The organism is Blautia sp. DFI.3.45 (assembly GCF_020593505.1).
In the GTDB taxonomy this organism is placed as follows: domain Bacteria; phylum Bacillota; class Clostridia; order Lachnospirales; family Lachnospiraceae; genus Blautia_A; species Blautia_A wexlerae.
Genome location: NZ_JAJDMI010000058.1, coordinates 1 through 17292, shown reverse-complemented (window position 1 = coordinate 17292; position 17292 = coordinate 1). Strand labels below are relative to the sequence as shown.

Annotated in this window: 16 protein-coding genes; 1 reads left to right on the top strand and 15 read right to left on the bottom strand. The window is 39.3% G+C overall.

Annotation, left to right across the window (positions count from 1 at the left end; all coding sequences use genetic code 11):
• Nucleotides 1-243 precede the first annotated feature (243 nt).
• The 7 genes from LJE09_RS15145 to LJE09_RS15115 all read right to left on the bottom strand — a co-directional run bounded on the left by LJE09_RS15145 (nt 244) and on the right by LJE09_RS15115 (nt 7192).
• Nucleotides 244-1020 carry a TraX family protein gene (locus LJE09_RS15145; RefSeq protein ID WP_025578980.1) on the bottom strand — a complete coding sequence of 259 codons (777 nt, stop codon included), beginning with the start codon at nt 1018-1020 and terminating at the stop codon, nt 244-246.
• Between the two features lie 4 nt (nt 1021-1024).
• A complete protein-coding gene (locus LJE09_RS15140) occupies nt 1025-1879 on the bottom strand; it encodes a sugar ABC transporter permease (RefSeq protein ID WP_025578978.1) in 855 nt (284 codons plus the stop codon).
• Nucleotides 1879-3339: a carbohydrate ABC transporter permease gene (locus LJE09_RS15135; RefSeq protein ID WP_044996454.1), complete on the bottom strand. Its 1461-nt coding sequence runs from the start codon at nt 3337-3339 to the stop codon at nt 1879-1881. Before LJE09_RS15135 ends, LJE09_RS15140 begins: the two co-directional genes overlap by 1 nt.
• A gap of 137 nt (nt 3340-3476) precedes the next feature.
• The gene (locus tag LJE09_RS15130) at nt 3477-4742 is read right to left on the bottom strand and encodes an extracellular solute-binding protein (RefSeq protein WP_025578975.1); all 1266 of its coding nucleotides are present in this window, start codon (nt 4740-4742) and stop codon (nt 3477-3479) included.
• Nucleotides 4743-5141: 399 nt separating this feature from the next.
• Nucleotides 5142-6149: a LacI family DNA-binding transcriptional regulator gene (locus LJE09_RS15125; protein WP_025578973.1), complete on the bottom strand. Its 1008-nt coding sequence runs from the start codon at nt 6147-6149 to the stop codon at nt 5142-5144.
• Nucleotides 6150-6227: 78 nt separating this feature from the next.
• Nucleotides 6228-6413, bottom strand: coding sequence for a hypothetical protein (locus LJE09_RS15120; protein ID WP_227311517.1), 186 nt, complete (start codon nt 6411-6413; stop codon nt 6228-6230).
• Nucleotides 6404-7192 carry a ParA family protein gene (locus LJE09_RS15115; RefSeq protein ID WP_022379873.1) on the bottom strand — a complete coding sequence of 263 codons (789 nt, stop codon included), beginning with the start codon at nt 7190-7192 and terminating at the stop codon, nt 6404-6406. The genes LJE09_RS15120 and LJE09_RS15115 overlap by 10 nt, the downstream gene beginning before the upstream one ends.
• 249 nt (nt 7193-7441) lie before the next feature.
• Here LJE09_RS15115 and trhA point away from each other — a divergent pair, with 249 nt between their 5' ends.
• Nucleotides 7442-8104, top strand: a complete 663-nt coding sequence (trhA, locus tag LJE09_RS15110) for a PAQR family membrane homeostasis protein TrhA (RefSeq protein WP_118338859.1) — start codon at nt 7442-7444, stop codon at nt 8102-8104.
• 120 nt (nt 8105-8224) lie between these two features.
• Here the strand turns inward: trhA and LJE09_RS15105 are convergent, their stop codons facing one another.
• The 8 genes from LJE09_RS15105 to LJE09_RS15070 all read right to left on the bottom strand — a co-directional run bounded on the left by LJE09_RS15105 (nt 8225) and on the right by LJE09_RS15070 (nt 17016).
• A complete protein-coding gene (locus LJE09_RS15105) occupies nt 8225-9196 on the bottom strand; it encodes an N-acetylmuramoyl-L-alanine amidase family protein (protein ID WP_227311516.1) in 972 nt (323 codons plus the stop codon).
• 28 nt (nt 9197-9224) lie between these two features.
• Nucleotides 9225-9467 carry a GIY-YIG nuclease family protein gene (locus tag LJE09_RS15100; RefSeq protein WP_025580986.1) on the bottom strand — a complete coding sequence of 81 codons (243 nt, stop codon included), beginning with the start codon at nt 9465-9467 and terminating at the stop codon, nt 9225-9227.
• A 285-nt stretch (nt 9468-9752) separates the two neighbouring features.
• Nucleotides 9753-11192: a glycoside hydrolase family 32 protein gene (locus tag LJE09_RS15095; RefSeq protein ID WP_025580987.1), complete on the bottom strand. Its 1440-nt coding sequence runs from the start codon at nt 11190-11192 to the stop codon at nt 9753-9755.
• Nucleotides 11189-13093, bottom strand: a complete 1905-nt coding sequence (locus LJE09_RS15090) for a PTS beta-glucoside transporter subunit IIBCA (protein WP_196027530.1) — start codon at nt 13091-13093, stop codon at nt 11189-11191. The genes LJE09_RS15095 and LJE09_RS15090 overlap by 4 nt, the downstream gene beginning before the upstream one ends.
• A gap of 433 nt (nt 13094-13526) precedes the next feature.
• On the bottom strand, nt 13527-14519 hold the full coding sequence (locus LJE09_RS15085; protein ID WP_022379868.1) for a LacI family DNA-binding transcriptional regulator: 993 nt from the start codon (nt 14517-14519) through the stop codon (nt 13527-13529).
• 257 nt (nt 14520-14776) lie between these two features.
• Nucleotides 14777-15670 (bottom strand): M23 family metallopeptidase, encoded by an 894-nt coding sequence (locus tag LJE09_RS15080; protein ID WP_022379867.1) that lies wholly within the window; start codon nt 15668-15670, stop codon nt 14777-14779.
• A gap of 61 nt (nt 15671-15731) precedes the next feature.
• Complete coding sequence (locus LJE09_RS15075; RefSeq protein ID WP_055054301.1) at nt 15732-16565, bottom strand: SpoIID/LytB domain-containing protein; 834 nt, start codon at nt 16563-16565, stop codon at nt 15732-15734.
• A gap of 205 nt (nt 16566-16770) precedes the next feature.
• Entirely contained in the window at nt 16771-17016 is a 246-nt protein-coding gene (locus tag LJE09_RS15070; RefSeq protein WP_020993336.1) for a hypothetical protein, read from the bottom strand.
• Nucleotides 17017-17292: the final 276 nt, after the last annotated feature.

Genomic DNA, 17292 nt, shown 5'->3' with positions numbered 1-17292 from the left:
TTTTGGTTTATAATTAGTGATATTCGATGTGTTCATAGCAATACCTCCATGAGCATATTTCAACACATTTAATCACTAATATCAATATTATTAATCATTTAAAAACATTTCTCTTAATTCTCTATTCTCAGTCGTTTTCTTTTTCACTATCATATTTAATACTCTATCCAATTTCAAAACACACTATTCTCGCTGCTTATTACTTTTCTCAGTCAAAGCAGACGGGATTTGATTTCATTCTTCTTACAGGATATAGTTTGCAATTACTCCAAGCACCAGCAAATGCAAAGGATAAAAAGCATAATAGACATATTTATTGATGTAATCCTTTCTCTCTCCAGTGCAGCACCAGATTCCATAGAACGCAATCGGTCCGGTCACATACATCAGACTGATAATACATCCCAGCACTGTTTTCAGCACATTTCTTGTCTCAAACACATAGAACACAAACACAAGCAGAACAATACAAAGTCCATACTCTGCCCGGAAAATGCTCACCCAGACAATAGCTGCGATCAGGATCAGTACCTTTAACATACCACCTGTAAATCCGGAAGTTTCTTTAAACAGATCTAAGCATTTCAGCATAATCAGGCAGATACACATCGTGATCATTGCGTTCTGACTGGAAAAGTCCCATACTTTTCCGCAGATTGCCAGATCATATGGAATCTCACTGACCAGTGCAGTAACAGCCATCATGATCAGATACTTCTTATAATCCGATGTATTACGAAATCCCTCTACCAGCAGAAACGCAAATACGGGAATCGCCATCCCGCCTATAAGCTGCATAATGGATCCGACTCCCGCAAGTGTCATCAAACGGGAATCCTGAGACATCGCCTGGTTCAGACTCTCCTGAGTATACTGGTCTAAATGGATCAGGCCTTTTTCAATAATGGCAATTCCAACTGTCTGGATCAGCATAGTGATACATGCAAACATCTTCAGCCCATCAGCTGTGATATCCGGAGTTTTCCAAACGATTCCTCTTCTTCCCGTTGTCATATTCATAATATCAACCTTTTACAGCACCGCCTGTAATTCCTTCCACATAGAATTTCTGCATGATCATAAACAGAATAGAAATCGGTATGGATACCAGTACACCACCTGCGCAGAACTGAGTAAAATAAGAATTGATAAGGCTCTTATCCAGCATCTTGTACAGACCAATGGCAACTGTATATTTGGAAGAAATACCGGCATTCAGGATCATCTTTGCATATACGAAATCCATCCATGGCACCAGGAAACTGCTGATAACTGTATAAACAACAATCGGGCGGCTCATGGGCAGAACCATCTGGAAGAAGATTCTTGCCTCACTGCATCCATCAATTCTGGCAGCCTCGCAGAGTGCTCTCGGAACTGTATCAAAGAATCCTTTCGCAATCAAATAACCAAGACCTGAAGAAGCAGAGTAAACCATGATCAGACCGGCATAGCTGTTTGTCAGATTAAAAGATTTCAGTGTGAAGTAAACTGCAATCATTGCCAGCATACCAGGAAACAGATTCAGGATAACTGCCATGTTCATCAGCGGTTTTCTCATCTTGAATCTCATAACAGATGTTGCATATGCAACCATCAGTACGAACATAGTGGAAATCACACATGTAAAGCATGCAATGATAAATGTATTCAGAAACCACTGCGGAAACTGAGATACAGAATCTGAATGAAACAGCTTCATGTAATTGCTGATGCTCCATTCCTTCGGAAAAAATGTACTGGTATTCATTCCTGAATATGCACTGAAGGAAGTACATAACAGCCAGATGATCGGGATCAGCCAGATAAATGCCAGCACTGCGATCAATAAATTATGTAATACTATAGAAGAAGTACGACTGTCTTTCATCTTTTTCATTATTGATATGTTCCCTCCTTATCTCCCTTGATCATCCTGTTAAATGCAACCAGGGTGAATACTGCACAGATAATAAACACGATAATACCGATTGCTGATGCCATCTTATAGTTGTAGTAATCCTGAGTCAGACGGAACAGCCAGGTAACCAGAAGGTCAACCTCTTTTGCCTGTGAGCTTGCCATTGCCTGATTAGTTGTTGTATAAACATCCTGTGTGAGCAGATAAATAACATTAAAGTTATTAATATTTTTTACAAAGTCTGTGATCAGAGCAGGTCCTGTTACAAAGAGCAGATATGGCATTGTAATCTTTCTGAATATCTGGAAGTTTGTTGCACCGTCTACTCTTGCACTCTCAAGCTGGTCAGAAGGAAGGTTCATCAGAACACCTGTTGCAATCAGCATCTGATACGGAACACCAATCCAGATATTAATGAGAATGATCATTACATGTGCCCAGCCCGGAGCAGAAAGAAACGGAATATAGCTTGTGGACACAAGTCCTATGCTTCTTAAGAATCCGGTCAGTCCAATGCTGTGACAGATTGTGTTGACGATACCACCATTGGAGAAGAAATTACGCACCAGCAGAAGTGATACAAACTGCGGGACTGCAATCGTTACGATAAATAAAGTACGCCACATCTTCGACAGTCTTGTCTTCTTGCTGTTAAGAAGCAGTGAAAGCAGGATACCTCCGATATAAGTTGTAAATGTTGCGAAGAAAGCCCATACAAGTGTCCATCCCAGAACCCGCACAAATGCATATCCGAACGTAGATGTAAGACCGCCGCCGCCAAACAAACTGATAAAGTTACTGAAACCTACCCATGAGAACAACTCAGTAGGAGGCATATGCTGCTGATCATAATTTGTAAATGCTACAAAGATCAGAAGTAAGATTGGGATTAATGTGAAAATCACAACTCCAAGTACCGGAAGTGTCAGTAATGTAATATGAAACTTCTCTTCTGTCAGTGATCTGAGATCTTCTTTAAAAGTATTGATATGCTTTCCCGCTTCTTCCATTTTCTGAAGTGTATAAGCATTGATCACGTTCTTAAACCACACAACAGCTGCCGCAAACCATACAACAAAGCTGAACAATGAAAACAACAGGATCGTAAAGGAATTATCATAATCATTAAATTCACTTTTCATTGTTTTCATGTTAAAGACTTTTTCCATCTTTACAGTACCAAGGGTACTGAATTTTGGTACATACTGCATTGCAAATTTCACTGAAAAAACGATCACTGCGATCTCCAGCAATGTCATCAGTACTGCTTTCACATACTGTTTACGCTTTGCATAGCCTGCGCCCATCCAGATCAGGGACAGCTTTACAAAGGCATCACCTTTCACTACAGCAGTACCAAAGTCAGCAAAAAATCCACCGATGGATTTAAAGAATCCACTCACTGCCGCTGCAGCAGAATTATTGTCCTGTGCTGCCATATCTCTCCTCCTCGTCATTTCATTTTTGTTACTATCTTTTCTCAGACAGCATCTGCCGTTTCCTTAAAACAGCTCACATGCCGTTATGCATATGGGCCATTTTTTAAAATCTGTTATATAATTTTTTTATTTTACAATTATTCTACAGAAGCAGCAGCACCCTCTACCAGATTATCAAGTGCTTCCTGGATTGCATTATCATCATCCGCAGATAATGTTCCCTGTGCAATCAGTTCTCCGAATGTCTTTGCAGGATCCCAATATTTTCCGCCAACCTTCTGAGCCTGTGCATATTCAGACTGAGCTGCAAGTGCTGCAAGTGCTACATTTTCCTGAACAGAATCAGATGCTGCTACATTCTTGTTTGAAGGACCGCTTTCTCTCTGATCAAAGAACATCTGCTGGGATTCTTCATTTGTAAGGTACTCAGCAAGAAGAACTGCCCATCCGGAATTCTCAGAATAGCCGTTTACACCAACATATTTGTAACCGGCAACAGATCCCTGCTGAACCTGTTTGTCACCAACTGTGAATGTAGGAAGCTTTGTTGCTGCATATCCGTCACCAAATATCTCCTTTGCTGTGATTGCATCCCATGTACCGGAAACGCATGCTGCCAGATTACCGGATGCAAGCTGATTAGACATATCACCATCAGCAACTGCCATAAATGCCGGATTAGATGTAATATCAAGCATTCCTTTTACTACATCAACACCTGTATATCCATCAGCACTTGTTCCGTTCCAGTCCATAGTTGTTGTTCCGTCATCATTAAGTCCTGTTGTAAATCCTGCTCCATAGAAGAAAGAAGCATTGTACCATCCGGAAGCAAGTGTCATACCAACTTTCTTTCCGGCCTTATCAGCTGCTTCAAGAAGGCTGTCCCAGCTTGCTGCATCTTCCTCGGAAATTACAGATGAATCATAGTAAAGAAAATATCCGTTGTCAGCTGCTCTTGGAAATGCATACAGACTGCCATCAATTGTTGCTGCATCAATAGCGCCTTCAACGTTTGCAGCTTTTACATCATCAAGTGTTGTATCTGCAAGCTGAAGTGCTTCTGCATAATCATCAAGTTTCAGAAGTGCTCCTGCTTTTACAAGATCCGGAAGCTGATCATCTGCGAATGCATATACATCTGCACCAGCCTCTACGTCTGTCAGAATAGTATCTTTTGCAGTAGACTCAGATTCTACGCCAATCTGAATATCAAATTTCTGATCTGCATACTTCTCCTGGAATTTATCTGTCAGTTCTTTTAATAAATTCTGGTCTTCTTCAGCTCCCCATACAGTCAGTTTAATTGTCTCATCCTCTGCTGCACTTACACATACTGTGCAGGAAAGTGCCATAGCTGCTGCCAGTAACGGTGCAATCACCTTTTTTACATTTTTTCTCATTTTCTCTTCCTCCTGTTTTTGATGGTTATGCCTAAACAGCCCGCATCCGATTTGCGTAATAAACGCCCTCAGTTTTGTTTGCGCAACCGTTTGTTCATATTTTTAGTATATTCCTTTATATTTATAAAGTCAATTAGCCATTATTATCTAATTTCAAAACTCTTTTTTTGTCATATTGCACAATTCAGTTTGATTTTTTCGTTTTTTCATACAATGATATACTTGATTTGTGCAACCGTTTTCATTTTGATAAAATCAGATTGTCCAGAGAATTTCAACCGATTTTTTTATACACAAAAAGTTCTCTGCTTATTGATCCTTACAATAAATACAGAGAACTTTCTAATCCTGCCATTCATTTTCAATTTCTATAATCTGATCGGATTTTACATCCATATACTACTGTGTCGACTCCCGCAACACTACCTGGTAGTTCAGAGGCACTGTATCCTCCAGTGGCTTCTCTCCCAGGATGTTCAGTAATTTCGCACATGCCATCTTTCCCAGTCTTACCGTATCAAAGCGTATACTGGTAATCGGTGGATTATTATATTCCAGATTCTTACTGTCATACATACTGGCTATTTTTATTTCTGCAGGAACCGATATTTTCTTTTCCCTCAGACTGCTCAGACACATGCTGCAGATCACATCATCCATGCAGACAATACCATCCGCGCCTTCTTCAAGCAGTCTCTTCACAGCATCAGATACTGCTGCCTGATTATCCGTATCCATGAAGATCAGATTTTCGTTAACAGAAACTCCCATTTCCTCATGTGCTTCCAGAAAACCCTGATATCTGCTTCCGGTAACATTGTAGGACTGATTTCCACCCAGAAGTGCCAGATTCCGAAAACCTTTCATCAACATAATACTTGTCAGTTCTTTTCCGGCTTCCTGGTTCTTGTTATCTACAAACGGAACTTCCGGATCTGAAGACGGGCCGATCAATATATATGGTTCCTTACAGTTCTTCAGATATTTCTGTACCTTGGAACTTACCACTGCTCTGCTTACAATGATCCCGTCAACTTTTCGATTTGCCTCCAGTCTCTGTATCTGCGATACATCTGCTCCATCAATCATAGAAATAATAATATCATAATCATAGGAGGAAGCCATCTCACAGATTCCATTCATACAGTCTTTAAAAAAAAGAAACTCTGTGGCAACATAATCCTTCGGCATCAGCAGTGCAATATTATAAGTTTTACGCTGTGCCAACCCCTTTGCCACAACATTGGGTCTGTAATCATGTTCTTTTATAAATGCCCGTACTCTGTCTCTTGTAGCCTGACTGATTCTTCCCTTTCCTGAAATAGCACGTGATACCGTAGTCTTACTTACCCCAAGCTCCCGGGCGATATCTTCTATTGTATATATCTTCTTTTCTTCTGTTTCCATAAAATACCCCACTTTTTGCGCAACCACTTGATTATTTTCTATAAAATAACAAAATACTCAAGCACTTACAAATAACTTTTAAAGAAGATATACCGGCAGTTCCTCATTAATATGAACAGAATCTTTTGCTGTTTTTTTCTTTTCTTCTGTAACAGATATTGTTTCCGGTTTCTCTGCCTCTTTTGTGGATACAACGGGCTTCTTTACGGTTTTCCCGGCACCTGCATTTGCTGCACGCCGAATACTCTCCCTGCCTACTGACATAATTCCATGACCTCCTCTGCCAATCTCGTATATTCTCTGGCACTTCTGCTTGATTTTTTATATTCCACAACCGGAATACTGTTATCCTGTGACCATTCTACAGAGCTGTCCACTCTGATAATCTGCTCAAATACATGAATATCCTCAAGTTCATGCAGTGTTTCCATTGTCTGTTTATAATAACTCTTTCTTGTATCTACCTTTGTCACTGCAATTCCGGCAACTTCCAGTTCCGGAGTAATCTGCTTTACTTCATTAAGAAATTCAAACATATTCGCAAGTCCGAACATTCCCCATGGACTTGCCTCAACAGGAATAATTACCCTGTCTGATGCACAAAGGATATTCATCACCCAACCACCCAGCGTAGGAGGTGCATCAATCAGAATATAGTCATAATTTCCTGCATCCTTTATCTTCTGAATGCATTTTCGCAGGATAAATTCTCTCTGCCATTTTGTAAAAAGTTCATATTCTATAGAACTCATCAATGTAGACGATGGTATCAGATCCAGATTTTCGTAGGGAGTATGTACCACATAACCGCTGAGCTCTTCCTGTTTTCCGATTGCGCAATACAGATTCTTCTCTCCTTTCGCCTGCTCCAGCACCCAGTTCTCCGGAAAAAAGGCAAGAGAAAGATTTAACTGCATATCTCCATCGATCAGAAGAACCTTTTTCCCTGCCTGAGCCATCGCCGCTCCAAGGTTTGAACAGGTTGTGGTTTTTCCACTTCCACCCTTATTATTTGTAAAACATATCGTTATGGTTTTTCCCATGGAACTGTCTCCTTTACCACTTACTTTACTTGTATTATAGGAGATTTATCATATAGATTCAACTGTTTTCCTCATCTTCGCAACCCTGTAACTCATTTGCATTGCCGGACAAACATTTCTTTGATTCCCAAAATAAGCCCTTGATTTTTTGTTTTTTTGTGTTATAGTATTTATATACTTGATATGTAGTTTTTAAAACTATATTATATTGTTTTCATTATATTTATCTGAATGAATGGAGGCGTTTTTATGAAATTTAAATTAAAAGATCCCGGAAGTGCGATCACTCATGGTATTGCCCTTCTTCTCGCTACAGTCGGAGCAGTTCCTCTTATTATCAAGGCAGCGCGTTCTTATGATGTGCTCCATATTGTTGCTTTAAGTATTTTTATCCTTACCATGGTTCTGCTCTATGCAGCCAGTACCATTTACCATTCTGTAGATTCTACAGAGAAGGTCAATCGACGGCTGCGAAAAATGGATCACATGATGATTTTTGTGATGATCGCCGGAAGCTATACTCCTGTATGCCTGATCGTTCTTCATAACCGCATTGGATATATTCTGTGCGCGCTGGTATGGAGTATTGCAGTCCTCGGCATTATCTTAAAGGGCTGTTGGATCACCTGTCCCAAATGGTTGTCCTCTGTACTGTATATCGCCATGGGCTGGCTGTGTGTACTGGCATTTGTTCCAATCTTCCATGCACTCCCACGTGCAGGATTTGACTGGCTTCTTGCAGGCGGAATCATTTATACCATCGGTGGTGTGATCTATGCATTAAAAGTTCCGCTTTTTAATTCCAGACATAAGAATTTTGGTTCCCATGAGATCTTTCACATCTTTGTTATGCTTGGAAGTGCCTGCCATTTCATTGTCATGTACTTTTTTGTTGCTCCACTACCTGTATAACCGTCAATTTGCCAATAAACAAAACAAGGGGTTGCAGCACCGGATTTTTTCCGGTGCTACAACCCCTTAACAATACAATTTTCTCTGCTGCAGCATAATCCCTGCAGGAAAGCTTTTATATTACACAGCTACTCTTCTTTCCGGATACAATCCATAGGATCCATATCCCACGCCAAAATATCCATAATAGCTCTTCGCCTCTGCGAACAGCGGATCATATACTCTGCCTCCGATTTCAGCCCAGCAATGACCGCTTCCGTCAGTTGCCGTTGTATCTACGCAGACATAAACATTCTTATATCCAAGAGCCTTTGCAAGATAGGCAAACGAACAGGCATCTGAGAAACAGTCCCCGCCTTTTCCGCTCAGTATCAGATAATCGTTTGCATATAACGCAGGCCATGCAGTCTGATTATAAAATATTCTTCTGGTATCGTAATAATGCTGATACATTACCCATCTGAAACAGGTTTCAAATTTCTCACTTTTTGACATACTCGGTTTTGTAATCTTGCTGACAACATCCTTTGCTCTCTGCAAAGTCTCATACTCATACGCTTTGGTGGAATTCATTTTCTTTCCATTTGGATAATAAATCGTCTTTCCTTTTTTCCAGGCTTCCAGAATTCCCTTTTCTGTACAATAATAAATTGTATTTCCAACTTTAACTGTTTTCGTTCTCAGAACACCCTTGTCACTGAAATAGTAATATTTTCCGCTGATTTTCTTAACGCCACTGTAACGTTTTCCATTGGAACCAAAATAATATTTCTTGTTATTGTATTTGATCCATCCGGTTTTCATAAATCCTTTTGGACTGAAATAATAAACTTCACCATGGATTTTACGCATTCCTGTAAGATACTGTCCATCTTTAAAATATTTCTTATTTTTTGTTCCATACTCACACCAGCCATTTTTCACCTCCGGTATGGGTGTTGGTGCAGGTGTCTCGATTGGTGTTACATCCGGAGCCGGTGTTTCAATCGGGATCGGTGTTACAGTAACATCCGGTACTTCTGCTGCCATGGCCGGAACACTGCCCATCACACATACTGCGCATACTGCAAGCCATTTTGTCATCTTTTTCATTTTCTCTTATCCTCCTTATCTGACGGGTTCAGAAGCTCAGCAACTCCAGTTTTTTATTTCTGGTAAATTGTTTAATCTCATATTCACGTCTCATCGCTTCTTCTTTTGTTGAAAATCCTTCATAATATACAAGTGTAACCGGTCTTTTGGTCCTTGTATATTTCGCGCCGTTCTTTCCCTCGTTGTGTGCTTTCATACGTTTCTGCAGACAGTTTGTCCACCCTGTATAAAGAGTCCCATCTGCACATTTAACAATGTAAGTATAATTCATCATAATCACCCGACAGTCATATATTATAATCAAGCAACTGTCTTATTGTCTGGAATTACATTATTTGAAATTTTTTATAATTTATGTAAAGGACAACTGCTATCTTTTACGGTCGTCCCTGTTTCTATAATAAACAGTCGGTTTAAAACACGTATATCATCCGGACACATATTCTTTCTGACAGCCAGATCTCTCAGCACCAGAAATACCAATATGTCAAAAAAGCAGGCAGGGAAACCGACTGCGGATTTTCTTTCCCACCTGCTTTATTATACGTTTATTTTCTTATTTTGTGAATATCATTTTTCGAAGATTCCAGAGATTTCCCCTGAATTTTCCGCCTTTTACCTTTAGCTGCAGATCTTCACGATCCGGATAATATCTGGTTGAGAATACAATCTCTCCATCATTCAGATAAAGTTCCACTGCAGAAGTATCTGCAAGAATCCGGATATTGTTCAGTTCACTGACTTTCGCTTTCCGCTTATTTCTTCCTGCACCCGCAATTTCAGAAAATCCAATCTCCGCAATTTCATTTTCATATTTAAAGAGCATCTGTCCGCCCATACTGATCTGAAAACTTCTGTCTGTCACTGCAATATCTTCAATTAACAGATCAAAACCTTCATTTACTTCTACACGAACCTCAACAATTGATTTTTCATCATCAAGAATTGTTTTCTCTTTTCGGAGTCTCTCCAGTTCTTTTGCCGGATACTGGAATATTTTTCCATCCTTTACCCTCAGTTCCCGCGGTACGGTAAGACAATGCTGCCAGCCTTCATCAATGGTTTTATTGGTATATTCCTCCTCTGCATCCGGCATTCCCATCCATCCTATCAGAAGTCGCCTTCCGCTGTTATCTGTAAAGGTCTGTGGAGCATAAAAGTCAAATCCCATATCCCACTCACGAAAGTCTCTTTCATCTACAGAGCCATCCTCTTTTACCGGAAAATAGCCTGACTGATAGATATTCTGAAAACGAAATTCTTCCCTCTTCAAGCCCTGTGGTGATACAGACAGAAATTTCTTCCCGTCCAGTTCGAAATAGTCCGGGCATTCCCACATATAGCCAAAAGCTTCCGGTGTGGTTATTATATGTTTAAATTTCCATTCTTTCAGATTTTCTGATTCATAAACCAGAACTGCACCTTTATCTCCCTTAAGACGTCCGCCAAGAACCATAAAATACCTGTCGTTTTCTTTCCAGACTTTCGGGTCTCTGATATGACAGGTAAACTCTTCCGGATATTTTTCAAAAGAAATTATCTCTTCTTTATCTCCGAAATGAATTCCGTCCTCACTTTCTACATGAAGCGTACTGGTCTCACGTCCTTCATTAATATAATCATAATCACCGTCAATCTTTACATTCCCGGTGAAAAACAAATGAAGTTTTTCACTCTCTGCCAATGCAGATCCGGAATAGACACCATGACAGTCATAAGGAGAATCCGGATAAAGAGCTGTCCCTTCGTATTTCCAGTCTACCAGATCTTCGCTTGTATAATGTCCCCAGAATTTCAGTCCGCCTTCCACATCAAAGGGAGCGTATTGAAAAAACACATGATATCTGCCTTTATACCAGCATAGTCCATTTGGATCATTGAGCCATCCGACCGGCGGCATCAGATGATGTCCAAGCCGGAATCTTCCTTCTGTCAGATCTGCGTTCTTTTCAATTACTTTTATATTTCTTTCAAGAACTTTAGTTAGCGTACTCATTTCACAATCTCCAATACTTTATCTGATGGTGTTACCGAATCTTCCGACAGAATTTTCACATCTTTATAATCATCCGAATTCGTTACAATAAGAGGAGTCGTCACATCGTATCCTGCTGCCTTAACTTTCTCCATATCAAAGGAAACCAGAAGCTGGCCTTTCTTTACGTGATCTCCATTCTTTACATGAGATGTAAAATATTTTCCATTCAATTCCACTGTATTGATCCCGATATGGATCAGAAGCTCCATACCACTTTCCGTACTTAAACCAACTGCATGCTTTGTATCAAAAACAGTCTCAACCACAGCATCACATGGAGCAACAACTTCACCCTTCGATGGAATTACGGCAATTCCTTTTCCAAGTACTTCCGAAGCAAATGTAGCGTCATTTACCTGGGAAAGCAAAATCGCAGTTCCTTCTGATACACTATAAAGCACAGAATCATCTGCATTGCTTTTTTCTGTTGTTGATTTATCTCCCACAGCTTCAACACTTTCTGTCTTTTCAGAAACATTAGTGTCCTTATATCCAAACAACCAGGTAAGTACAAAGGCAGCACCAAATGCAATCACAAACATAAGAATATAAGAAACCGGATTATTCAGACAAAGAAGAATTCCAAAGATACCGGTTACGCCAGTTCCCGTAGCCCCCAGTCCTGTAACAGATGCAAACAGTGCACCAAATGCACCACCAATACATCCCATCACAAATGGTTTTCCAAAGCGAAGGTTAACACCAAAGATCGCAGGTTCAGTAATTCCCATACAGGCACTTAATGCAGACGGAACTGCCATTGATTTAATCTTCTGATTCTTTGTCTTAAGTGCTACTGCAAGAGTGGCTCCACCCTGTGCAATATTCGCTGCAGAAGCAAGAGGCAGCCAGTAAGTAACTCCAAATTTAGACAACTGTCCAAGATCAATGATCGTGTACATATGGTGAACACCGGCAACCACCGTCGGTGCATAAAACGCACCCATAATAAGACTTCCGATACCAAATGGCAATGCGATCAGCCACTGAATCCCATTCAGAAGTCCGTTCTCAACAGTGACAAAGATAGGTCCGATAATGGATAATGTCAGATATCCTGTTACAAAGACACTTACAAGCGGAGTAACAAACAGATCAAACATTGCCGGCACTACTTTGTGAAGTCTCTTCTCAATCTGAGCCAGTACCCATACTGCAATGATAACCGGAATTACATGCCCCTGATATCCGACCATATCAATAGAGTAAAGTCCAAACCATACTTTCTGAGTTGCTTTAACACCTTCTGTGGCAACTGTCCATGCATTCTGGAGATTCGGATGAATCATGATCATACCGATAACTGCACCCAGATACGGGTTTGCACCAAACACTTTAGCACCGCTGTATGCGATGAGGATTGGCAGGAACGTATATGCCGTATTACTGAAAAGCTGTGCAAATGTATAAATAGAACCGCTGGTATCAATATTCAAAAATCCATTGTTTACCATGAAGTTCAGTGCTTCCATAATTCCCATCAGGAAACCGCTTGCAACAATTGCAGGAATAATCGGCACAAAAATATCTCCAAGTGTCTTGATCAGTCTCTGCACCGGATTTGCCCTGGAAGCCGCAACTTTTTTCAGCTCTTCTTTACTGCTCTCAGAAACTCCTGCAATCCGGATGAACTCATCATATACTTTATTAACTACACCTGTTCCCAGAATGATCTGCATCTGTCCCTGCGCAAAGAAAACACCTTTTACACCTTCAATGTTCTCAACATATTCCTTATCAGCCTTTGAATTATCACTGATAACTAGGCGAAGACGTGTGGCACAATGAGCTGCGGAAATAATATTTTCTTTTTTACCGATATGGTCATATATCTCCTGTGCTGTTTTTCTGTAATCCATAATATCCTCCTTTTATGGAATCGTTCTCATATAAATGTACACTTTGAAATTCTCACATATTCAACAAATTTCACTTGTTAATCTTATAAAAATACCTTTTAACCTTAATATCATCTTATACCATTCCAAATTTACTCTGATATCTGATTATAACTCAGCAGATATCTTGCACTCTCACGATATTTCTTATCTGATCACCAATATGTATTTCCTATGGATTGTATGTACTTTTATGGAATCGTTCTCATATATGCTATTATATCTGGGCGTTTTTTATTTGTAAATATGTAACATATCACAAATATTATATCCATTTTTTATATATTATTTCCAAAACACTCCCTTTAATATATGTAAATTAATATATGTAAATCTAATTATCCGGAAAAAAAGAACTCTGATGATTGCCTCAGAGTTCCTCTTTCATGTTCAGTCATATATTTCGGTGAGACTCTCTGAGTACCACCTTACATCCCATTTTTATTTCTTTATGTACAGATGATGTTTCCTTAGATTCTATCAAATCTACCAGCACTTTTGCTGATTCCATTCCACTTGTCTTGTAAAAAAAATGTACAGTAGTCAGCTTTGGTTCTATGATCTTTCCCAGAAAACTGTCTCCCATTCCGGCAATCTGAACCTGTTGAGGAATCTGATATCCGTTCTCCTTCAGCCAATTTGCCGCTCCAACTGCCATGGTATCTGTTGCACAGATCAATGTATCTACATCGGGATGCTCCGTAAAAAGTTCTTTCGCTTTCTCATATCCTGACTCTAATGTGAAATTTCCGCATTTTACACATCCACTTTCCAATGTGATCTGATTTTCTCCAAGAACCTTCTCCACACCTGATTTTCGCTGCCTGCCAACTGCCTCATCTTTATCCGTAACTGTAATATATCCAAACTTCTTTCCTGTCTTCACCATCTGTTCAGTAAGATTTACAGCAGCCTTATAATCGTCCTGAAAAATACATGGATAACCATCCAGCTGTTGTCCAAGTAAAACAATCGGAACTTTAAATCCCTTCATCATTTCCCTGTGCTGTTTTGTCAATATGGTGGCAATAAAAATAACACCATCGACCTGATTATCCCTGAACAGCGAAAGATATTTCAATTCTTCTTCAACACTGTTATTTGTATTTGCCAGTATCAGCTGATATCCTTTTTTGGTAAGTATGTCACTGATTCCGGCAACTTCCCGGCTGATCGTATTGGAATCTATCTTTGGCAGAATTACTCCGACCAGTTTTGTCTTCTTAGTACGCAGCCTCTGCGCCTGTGAAGAAGGCTGATACCCGGTTTCTTCAATAACTCTGCTGATATTTTTTTTCTTTTCCTCACTGACATAACCATTGTTCAGATACCTAGATACGGTAGCTCTGGAGACCCCTGCCAGTTTGGCAATCTCATTAATATTCATATAAAAAGCTCCTCTTTCATGCTGTCTGTATAATTTCCGAAAGTATTTTTATAACCAGCAGTATTTTATGATGCTAGTGTGCCCCTAACCTGATATCCACGAATTGTTAACTGCTGAATCACTACATATTTTGTATTATACTACACATATCATTTCTGTTGCAAATATCAAAGTACTGTTTATACGTTACTGTCTTGGCCCTATACCAAATTAAGGGCTGCCAATCTGCGGCAACCCTGTTTTTTTCTTCTATTTCATTATGGAAGATATTCAATCGGATCTATTGGTTCTCCATTCTTTTTCATTGCAAAATAAAGATTGGTTCCTTCTGTGCTGTAATATTTTGTAGGCTGTGCAATATATCCTATCGTCGTTCCCTTTTTAATTGTATCTCCTTCTGACACTGTCAGATCTGTAAGCTGTCCATAAACAGCCTGATATCCATTTCCAAGTTCCATTGTCAGTGTAGTACCCGTCTGCGCATTCTGCTCTATAGAATAAACCTTGCCATTAACAGCAGCTACCACAGGTGCTCCCTCTACTGCACCGACAGCAATAGCCGGACTCAATTTATACTGATCAAGCGTCGGAAAATAAGTAGTCTGATCCATACTGTAATCAAGGAGAACATTTCCATTCACCGGCCACTCCATTAATGTATCTTCCGAAAAATTTACTGTCGCAAGATTCAGGGCCGATGCCGAAACATCTGTTGCTTCATCTGCCTGATCTTCTGATATCGTCTGGGATTTCATATTTGCATTTACTGATGATTCTTCTGCTTGCTGAGAATTTACAGCATTGTCAGTCTTATCCACATCTGCAGTATTATCTGATTCATTATTATCCACAGTATTCTGAGCTGTTTCCCCATACATTCCTTGTTTTTGGAATGTAACCTTTGTATCATCCAAATCTTCCCCGTCATCGGATATCCACTGATTTTCTGACTCCACATGATTCGTTCCTGCATCTTCACTCAATTGTTCTTCCGTATCCTGTGTACTTTCACCGACATTTTCTGTTTTTTCTTCAGGAGTTTTCTCTTTGACCGGGGAGGTACCTAACTGATAAACTGTAATTCCCAATGCTGCTACAGCGGCCAGTCCAACGGAATTGGCAATGATTCTTGTCACTTTGTTATTCATCATATTCCTTTCACCTCTGTTTTCATCTTCATATCTATAGGGTGTCCAGAATATTCGTATCTATTCAGCAATTTACAGATTTTATGTTCAGCACATCCATCTCAGGAAAATAATATTGTAAGATCTCTTTTGCATTCGCAGACTCCTTTGCCATCTCATTCCCTCCATATTGTGAGAATCCTAATCCATGACCTTTTCCTCTACATAAAAATCGTATTTCCTTTCCAGACTTCTGAATTGTAAAATTTGAGGACGTGAGTCCCATTCCTTTTCTGAATGCCTCGCCTTCCAACACTTTCCCGTCAGCCAGAATTTCTGTAACATAACCGGCACTGTCCCTGGATTTTATTTCAATTCTTTCCGGAAGGACATTTTTATTTATGTATACACTATTCAAATAATCTTTTGCATTTTTATCCACAAGACTGTGTACGGATCTGAGATACGAATCATCTTCGTTGTGGAAAACTTCCATTCCATCTCTTGTCTGTCCTGCACTTAATTCATGATAGGGAACTAACTTTAATTCTTTATTCCATACAATGACTTTTCCTTCTGTTTCTGTTACTGCTTTTTCGTACTTATTCTGTAAAATTACACAAGCCAGGGATTTCCCCTCCATCTCTTTCTTTATCTGACATAAAGTTATTGCCAGATTTTTCTCCTCTTTCATTGTCCGGTAAAAATTTGATCTTGCTATGATTGTTTGTGCTTTTATAGTCTCAATTTCATATTTGTCTTCAATCTGCGATGAAACGATCACCGGCAGAAGCATTTCCACATTAAATTTTTTATTGATCAATGTAGTGTTGGCACCATTAAAAATAATTGTAACTATATAGGGAACAAAAAATAGAGCAAAGATTCCCGTTGTTCCAGGGAAAAAAGACTTTCTCATATCAGACCATCATTATAAACTTCTTCTTTTTAGTATATACATATATATTTATCTGTATGTATATTATTTATAACACTTCTGTTATATAGCAATTCTCGTAAATAATGCATATTGATCCTGCTCATCAGAACATAAAATCCTGCTGAACTGTCTCAAATTCATTAATTGAAAAAGGACTGCGATAGTTTCTGCATACGGGGCTTCATTACCCCGTATTAAAATATACAGCTCTATTTATTCTATTCTGGATTCGTGGTTCATTCCAGTAAATGATTTTATTTTTTCTGTTGTTCTTTTTATCATCCGGACGCAAAACAGTTCTGTCTTTTTTAGAATCTGTATCTTTTATGCAGATTCTTTTCTTGTCTTCAATGACTCCCATTACAAAGCAAATAAGAGCAGTCATGATTAACTGAAAATATTTTTTCAGATTCTTTAAAGGACTCTTCATAAAAACTCCTCCTGTTCTGCATTACATCTACTGACTTCAAACAGCCTGTCCACCGTTAAGACTGCGCACTTCCTACGGTTAATGGTATCAGGTACTAATAATATATGAAAAAGCATAAAACTTTAGAACTTTTTTATTTCTCTATAGTAATTCCATAAAATGATGTTAGGGTTAAAAAAACACAAAAAAACTTCTGTGATATTCTCACAGAAGTTTTAAAGTGAAGCATCGGGGATTCGAACCCCGGACAACTTGATTAAAAGTCAAGTGCTCTAC

Excerpts from the sequence above, each read along its gene's own strand:
- LJE09_RS15080 (WP_022379867.1), bottom strand. The coding sequence starts at position 15,670 with ATGATGAATAACAAAGTGACAAGAATCATTGCCAATTCCGTTGGACTG.
- LJE09_RS15130 (WP_025578975.1), bottom strand. The coding sequence starts at position 4,742 with ATGAGAAAAAATGTAAAAAAGGTGATTGCACCGTTACTGGCAGCAGCT.
- LJE09_RS15100 (WP_025580986.1), bottom strand. The coding sequence starts at position 9,467 with ATGAATTATACTTACATTGTTAAATGTGCAGATGGGACTCTTTATACA.
- LJE09_RS15095 (WP_025580987.1), bottom strand. The coding sequence starts at position 11,192 with ATGAGTACGCTAACTAAAGTTCTTGAAAGAAATATAAAAGTAATTGAA.
- LJE09_RS15090 (WP_196027530.1), bottom strand. The coding sequence starts at position 13,093 with ATGGATTACAGAAAAACAGCACAGGAGATATATGACCATATCGGTAAA.
- LJE09_RS15075 (WP_055054301.1), bottom strand. The coding sequence starts at position 16,565 with ATGAGAAAGTCTTTTTTCCCTGGAACAACGGGAATCTTTGCTCTATTT.
- LJE09_RS15125 (WP_025578973.1), bottom strand. The coding sequence starts at position 6,149 with ATGGAAACAGAAGAAAAGAAGATATATACAATAGAAGATATCGCCCGG.
- LJE09_RS15070 (WP_020993336.1), bottom strand. The coding sequence starts at position 17,016 with ATGAAGAGTCCTTTAAAGAATCTGAAAAAATATTTTCAGTTAATCATG.
- LJE09_RS15140 (WP_025578978.1), bottom strand. The coding sequence starts at position 1,879 with ATGAAAAAGATGAAAGACAGTCGTACTTCTTCTATAGTATTACATAAT.
- LJE09_RS15115 (WP_022379873.1), bottom strand. The coding sequence starts at position 7,192 with ATGGGAAAAACCATAACGATATGTTTTACAAATAATAAGGGTGGAAGT.
- LJE09_RS15145 (WP_025578980.1), bottom strand. The coding sequence starts at position 1,020 with ATGAATATGACAACGGGAAGAAGAGGAATCGTTTGGAAAACTCCGGAT.
- trhA (WP_118338859.1), top strand. The coding sequence starts at position 7,442 with ATGAAATTTAAATTAAAAGATCCCGGAAGTGCGATCACTCATGGTATT.
- LJE09_RS15120 (WP_227311517.1), bottom strand. The coding sequence starts at position 6,413 with ATGTCAGTAGGCAGGGAGAGTATTCGGCGTGCAGCAAATGCAGGTGCC.
- LJE09_RS15105 (WP_227311516.1), bottom strand. The coding sequence starts at position 9,196 with ATGAAAAAGATGACAAAATGGCTTGCAGTATGCGCAGTATGTGTGATG.
- LJE09_RS15085 (WP_022379868.1), bottom strand. The coding sequence starts at position 14,519 with ATGAATATTAATGAGATTGCCAAACTGGCAGGGGTCTCCAGAGCTACC.
- LJE09_RS15135 (WP_044996454.1), bottom strand. The coding sequence starts at position 3,339 with ATGGCAGCACAGGACAATAATTCTGCTGCAGCGGCAGTGAGTGGATTC.